General features: G+C 69.7%; 4 protein-coding genes and 1 pseudogene. All 5 read left to right on the top strand.

The window, feature by feature from the left end:
- Nucleotides 1-594: pseudogene (locus tag WBB14_RS27490) on the top strand (multidrug transporter); the annotation flags it as partial.
- Between the two features lie 104 nt (nt 595-698).
- On the top strand, nt 699-2,930 hold the full coding sequence (fauA, locus tag WBB14_RS27485; RefSeq protein WP_424242563.1) for a TonB-dependent alcaligin siderophore receptor FauA: 2,232 nt from the start codon (nt 699-701) through the stop codon (nt 2,928-2,930).
- Between the two features lie 20 nt (nt 2,931-2,950).
- Nucleotides 2,951-4,021 (top strand): ABC transporter substrate-binding protein, encoded by a 1,071-nt coding sequence (locus WBB14_RS27480; RefSeq protein ID WP_424242562.1) that lies wholly within the window; start codon nt 2,951-2,953, stop codon nt 4,019-4,021.
- A complete protein-coding gene (locus WBB14_RS27475) occupies nt 4,014-5,012 on the top strand; it encodes a FecCD family ABC transporter permease (protein WP_424242561.1) in 999 nt (332 codons plus the stop codon). The genes WBB14_RS27480 and WBB14_RS27475 overlap by 8 nt, the downstream gene beginning before the upstream one ends.
- Nucleotides 5,009-5,782 (top strand): iron chelate uptake ABC transporter family permease subunit (locus tag WBB14_RS27470; RefSeq protein WP_424242560.1); only part of this gene is annotated, 774 nt, incomplete at its 3' end. The genes WBB14_RS27475 and WBB14_RS27470, both read left to right, overlap by 4 nt.

The raw sequence follows: 5,782 nt of genomic DNA, 5'->3' as shown, positions 1-5,782 counted from the left end.
GTCCTGGGGGACCGGCGGTTCGCCGCGCTCGCCGCGGCGTTCAGCCTGATCTTCGCGGCCCAGGGCTTACTCATCGGCGCCGCGCCGGACTTCATCACCAACGTGCTGGGCCTGCCCGAAACGGACTTCGCCTACCTGTTCGCGCCGCTGGTGGCCGGCGCCATGGCCGGCGCGTTGTTCGCCGCGCGCAAGGCCGGCCGCTGGACAGATCAGCGCATCACGTGGCTGTCGTATCTGCTGATGGGCGGAAGTTGCCTGGCCAGCGTCCTCCATGCCGCCGGCGCCGGGCGGCCCGCCCTGCCCTGGGCGGTCATCCTGCCCGGCATCTACACCTGCGGCCTGGCCATGTGCGTGCCGGCCATGACCCTGCGCATCCTGGCCCGCGCGCCAGGGCTGTCCGGCACCGCCGCCTCGCTGCTGGGCTTCGTCCAGATGTTTGCCTTCTCCGTGGCCAGCGGCTGGGGCGTGCCCCTGATCTACGGGCGGCCGCTAGGCCTGGCCTGGGCCATGCTGGCCTGCGTCGCCGCCAGCGCGGCCGGCTGGGCATGGCTGCAGCGGCAGCCCGCGCCTTTGGCGAACGCCGACCCCAGTTGATCTGGCGGCGTCCGGCATACGCATCGCATCCTCCGGCATACGTTCAAGTCTCGGTAAAAAACAATAATTCCCATTACCGAATTATTCAGCCGGAGCTTGTCTTCATGCCGCCCGTTCTGCCCCCGCCCCGCGCAATGACCCGCCGGACGAATGCGCTTTCCCTCGCCATCCAGGCCGCCTTGTTCTGCTCTGCCCTGGCTCACCAAGCCGCCAACGCGCAATCCGCCACGCCGCCGGCCCGCGCCTCGTCCAGCACCGAAGACGCCGCCGAACTCCCGGCCGTGACAGTCAGCGGCGCCGGCATTCCCGGCACCACCGAAGGCAGCCGCGCCTATAACACCGAGGCGATGAGCACCGCCACCGGCCTGACGCTGTCGCCCCGCGAAACCCCGCAATCGGTCAGCGTGGTCACGCGCCAGCAGATCGAGGATCAAGCCCTGCAGGACACCGGCTCCATCCTGGCCAGCGCGCCCGGCATCTCCGTCACGCGCAGCGACAGCAACCGCCTGTCGTTCTCCGCGCGCGGATTCCCCATCGACAATTTCCAGTTCGACGGCCTGAACGCGCCCATCCTGAGCCAATGGAACTACGGGTCCACCGACATGGATGCCGCGATCTACGACCGCGTCGAGATCGTGCGCGGCGCCACCGGCCTGATGACCGGCTCGGGCAACCCCTCCGCCGCCGTGAACTTCGTGCGCAAGAAACCCTTGCGCGAATTCGCGCTGTCCGGCAGCGCCAGCGCCGGCAGCTGGGACTATGTGCGCGGCGACGCCGACCTGTCCGTGCCGCTGACGGAGAACGGCCGCGTCCGTTCGCGCTTCGTCGCCGCCTACAGCCAGGGCGACAGCTACGTCACTTTCCTGGATTCACGCAAGCGCACTCTGTACGGCGTCATCAGCGCCGACCTCACCCCCGACACGGTGCTGACCGCCGGCGTGGAGTACATGCGCAATCAAAGCAACGGCTTCGGCAGCGGCTTCCCGCTGTTTTACTCGGACGGCTCGCGCACCGACTTCAACCGGTCCGTCGCCAACAACACCCCGTGGGCGCGCATCGACACGGAATCCACCACCACCTTCGTGGACCTGAGCCATCGCTTCGCCAACGACTGGAAGGCGCGCGCGGCCTATAGCCGCAATGACGGCGAATACCGCATGAAGCAACTCTACCGCGGGGACTATCCGAACCGCGTCAGCGGCGCCGGCATGAGCAGCAACTTCAACAACTACGATGGCGAGCGCAAGCGCGACGACATCAACCTGACCTTGTCGGGCCCGTTCCAGCTGTTCGGCCGCAAGCACGAATTGGCTCTGGGCTGGATGAGCGTGGACGACCACAGCGACATCGGACAGTACCTGATGGTGGGCGCCAAACCCGCCATCGGCAGCTTCTTCGACTGGCGCCAGGACCATATCGCCGAACCGGCGTGGTCCAGCCGCAAGACGCCCGCCGACGACATGCGGGTCAAGCAGACCGGGACCTACGCCGTGGGCCGGTTCTCGCTGGCCGATCCGCTGCACCTGATCGTGGGCGGGCGCTGGAGCAACTGGGAAACGAACCAGACCTACTTCGGCAGCAAGCGCGAGTACAAGATCAACGACCAGTTCACGCCCTACGCGGGCCTGATCTACGACATCGACAAGACCTACACCGCCTACGCCAGCTACACCGAGATCTTCCAGCCGCAGAATGCGCGTACGCCCAGCGGCGCTATCCTGCCTCCCATCGATGGCAAGAGCTACGAGATCGGCCTGAAGGCGTCGTACCTGGACGGCCTGCTGGACGCCGCCGTGTCGCTGTACCAGACCCGCCAGAACAATCTGGCGCAAGCCATCCCGGGCGAGTCGGTCATAGGCCTGCCCGGCACGCAGGCCTACCGCGCCGCGTCCGGCGCCAAGGTCGAGGGCTTCGAGCTGGAAACCACCGGCCAGATCATGCCCAACTGGAACATCGCGGCCAGCTACACCCACTTCACCGCCAAGGACGCCGACGGCAAACCCATCAACACCAGCCATCCGCGCAGCCTGTTCAAGCTCTACACCACCTACCGCCTGCCCGGCGACCTGAACCGGCTGACGGTGGGCGGCGGCGTGGATTGGCAAAGCCGCATGTACCAGGCCGCCCGCAGCCCACGCGGCAACGTCGACGTGGAACAAGGCAGCTACATGCTGGTGAACCTGATGGCGCGCTACCAGTTCAGCAAACAGGTCTCGGCCTCGCTCAACGTGAACAACCTGTTCGACAAGAAGTACTACGACCAGATCGGCTTCTTCAGCCAGGGCTGGTGGGGCGCGCCCCGCAACGTGATGCTGACGGTCAAGGCCCAATACTGATCAGGGAGATTGCCGGCGCGATGCGTTTCAGCCTGTTGAGTTTCAAGGACGTGATCTTGCGGGCCGCCGCGACCTGCCTGGCCTTGCTCGCCCTGGCCGCCTGCGACCGCGCGCCCGATGCGCCGGGCGGCGCGGCGCCGCAGGCTGTCCAGGCCGACGGCTTTCCGGTAACGCTAGCCAGCGCGCTGGGCCGGGCCGTCATCGCAGCGCCTCCCAAACGCGTGGTCACCCTGGGCCTGGGCGCGGACGACCTGGCGCTGTCGCTGGGGGTGGTGCCGGTGGGCGTCGGCCGCGCCGACTGGGGCGGCGACGCCGACCATTTCTGGCCCTGGGTGCGCGCCGCCATCGAGGCCCGCGGGGCGCCGCTGCCGCAGCCCATCGCCATGTTCCCGGAGCTGGACATCGAGGCGATCGTCGCGCTGCGGCCGGACGTGGTACTGGCGCCCTTTTCCGGCGTCAGCGCCGAGGCCTACGCGCAGTTGTCGCGGCTGGTGCCGGTGGTGGCCTATCCGGAACAACCCTTCCTGACGCCGATGGACGCGCAGATCGACCTGATCGCCGCCGCGCTGGGCCGACGCGGACAAGCCGCGGCGCTCAAGGCGCAGATCCGCGACACGCTGGCGCAGGCGGCGCGCGACCATCCTGTGCTCGCCGGCAAGACCTTCGCCTATGTACGCGCCGACTTGGGCTCGGGGAATTTTGCCGCGTATGTCGCGGGCGATCCGCGCGTGGATACCATCGCCGCCATGGGCTTGGCGTTGGCGCCTTCGATGCGTGGCCTGCATGCCAGCGCGGGCCATTTCGCGCATTACCTCGGCTTCGAGCACGCCGATGCGTTGGGCGACGCCGACGTGCTCATTTCCTGGTTCTATACCCCGCAGGAGCGCGACCGGACCGCGTCGCTGCCGCTATTCGCCTCCATCCCCGCAGTGCGGCGCGGCGCCTACGTGGCGCTGAGCGATCCGGCGTTGATCATGGCCTCGTCCTCGGGCGCTCCACTGGCCGTGGCCTGGATGATAGACAGGCTGGCGCCCGCGTTGGCCGCCGCAGCCGAGCGGGCCGCGACCGCCCCGAAGGTCTCCCATGAATAAACCGTTCCCCGCGGCGTCCGCAGCGGGCCTGGCCGTGGCCGGCCTGCTGCTGGCCGCCGCCATGCTGGGCAGCCTCTGGCTCGGTTCCCGCAGCCTGTCGCCCGGCGCGGTCTGGCAAGCCCTGGTCCGTCCCGATGACAGTTACGCCGCCCTGGTAGTCGCCTCGCGCATGCCCCGCACCTTGCTGGCCCTGCTGACCGGCGCCGCGCTGGCCGTAGCCGGCGCGCTGATCCAGGCGTTGACCCGCAATCCGCTGGCGGAGCCGGGGCTGCTGGGCGTGAACGCCGGCGCGGCCGCCTCCATCGTGACCGTCGCGCTGGCGCTCGGCGGCCTGCCCGCGCATCCGTTCTGGGCTGCGCTGCCGGGCGCTCTGGCCGCGGCAGTGGCGGTCTACCTCATCGGCGGCGGCGGCCGGGGCTTGCAGCCGGTGCGTCTGATCCTGGCGGGGGCGGCCGTCAATGCGGTGCTGTTTGCCTACGTGCAGGCCGTGGCCCTGCTGCGCGCAGACATTTTCGACGCCTACCGATTCTGGGCGGTCGGTTCGCTGGCCGGCCACTCCCTCGCCAGCGCGGCGCGGGCGGCGCCGTACATCGGCGCAGGCCTGTTGCTGGCCCTGACGCTCGCCCGGCCGTTGAACATCCTGGCCCTGGGGCAGACGCTGGCGCGGGCGCTTGGGGTACGCGCCGGCTGGTACCGCATGCTCGGCCTGGCGGCCGTGGCGACTCTGGCCGCTGCCTCAACGGCGGCCGCGGGGCCGATCGCCTTCGTGGGCCTGGCCGTTCCGTACGTCGCCCGCCGGCTCGGCGGGCCCGATCTGCGCTGGCAGCTAGGCTACTGTCTGCTGTTGGGCCCGCTCCTGATACTGACGGCGGATATCCTGGCGCGGCTGATAAGGGCGCCGGCCGAACTGCTGACCGGCGTCGTGGTGGCGTTCCTGGGCGCACCGTTCCTGCTGGCGGCGCTGCGGCGCCAACCCGGGGGCCCGGCTTGAGCGGCCCGCTCAGAGCGCTGCGCGCGGGCGCCTGGCTGTCGCTCCCCTACGCGCCGCGCGCCCTGGGCTATGGCTTGCTCCTGGTCGCGCTGGCGGTGATCTCCATTGCCGCCGCGCTGCTGGCCGGCGCGCAAGGCCCGGCCTGGTTCGACCTGCCGCGCATCCTGGCGGGAGGGGGTTCAGCGGTTGAACACTGGATGATTTACACCGTCAGGCTGCCGCGCGCCCTGGCTGCCCTGGGCGCCGGCGCCGCGCTAGGCCTGTCTGGGGCGCTGTTCCAGAGCATTACCCGCAATCCGCTCGGCAGTCCCGACATCATCGGCCTGACGGCCGGGGCGTCCGCCGGCGCGGTGGCGGTAACGATGGTCTGGCCCGGCGCGATGCCGCTGGCGTGGGGCGCCGCAGGCGGCGCACTGTTGGCGACAGCGGGGGTCTGGTTCGGGTCGGGCGCGGGTTTCTCCGCTCCCCAACGCATGGTGATCGCGGGTATCGCCGTGGCGGCCATCGCCCTCGCCTTCGTACAGTACGGCCTTTCCAATCTGCGCCGCGAACAAGCTCATCTGGCCGCAACCTGGCTCAATGGCAACCTTGCGGGCAAGACCTGGAGCGAAGTCACGCTGATCGTCACGGCCTGCGCGGCGCTGTTGCCGTTGGCGACGGCCCTGGCAACCCGGCTGCGGCTGCTGGAAATGGGCGACGATGTGGCGCACGCGTTGGGCGTCGCGGCGGGCCGCTACCGGCTGGCCGCTACCTTGCTGGCGGTGCTGGCC

It is taken from the genome of Achromobacter sp. (assembly GCF_049647645.1).
GTDB lineage: Bacteria > Pseudomonadota > Gammaproteobacteria > Burkholderiales > Burkholderiaceae_B > Achromobacter.
This window is presented reverse-complemented; position numbering and strand designations above follow the sequence as displayed.

Bases quoted from the DNA above. Each gene is read 5' to 3' on its own strand.
- WBB14_RS27475 (WP_424242561.1), top strand. From the start codon at position 4,014: ATGAATAAACCGTTCCCCGCGGCGTCCGCAGCGGGCCTGGCCGTGGCC.
- WBB14_RS27480 (WP_424242562.1), top strand. From the start codon at position 2,951: ATGCGTTTCAGCCTGTTGAGTTTCAAGGACGTGATCTTGCGGGCCGCC.
- fauA (WP_424242563.1), top strand. From the start codon at position 699: ATGCCGCCCGTTCTGCCCCCGCCCCGCGCAATGACCCGCCGGACGAAT.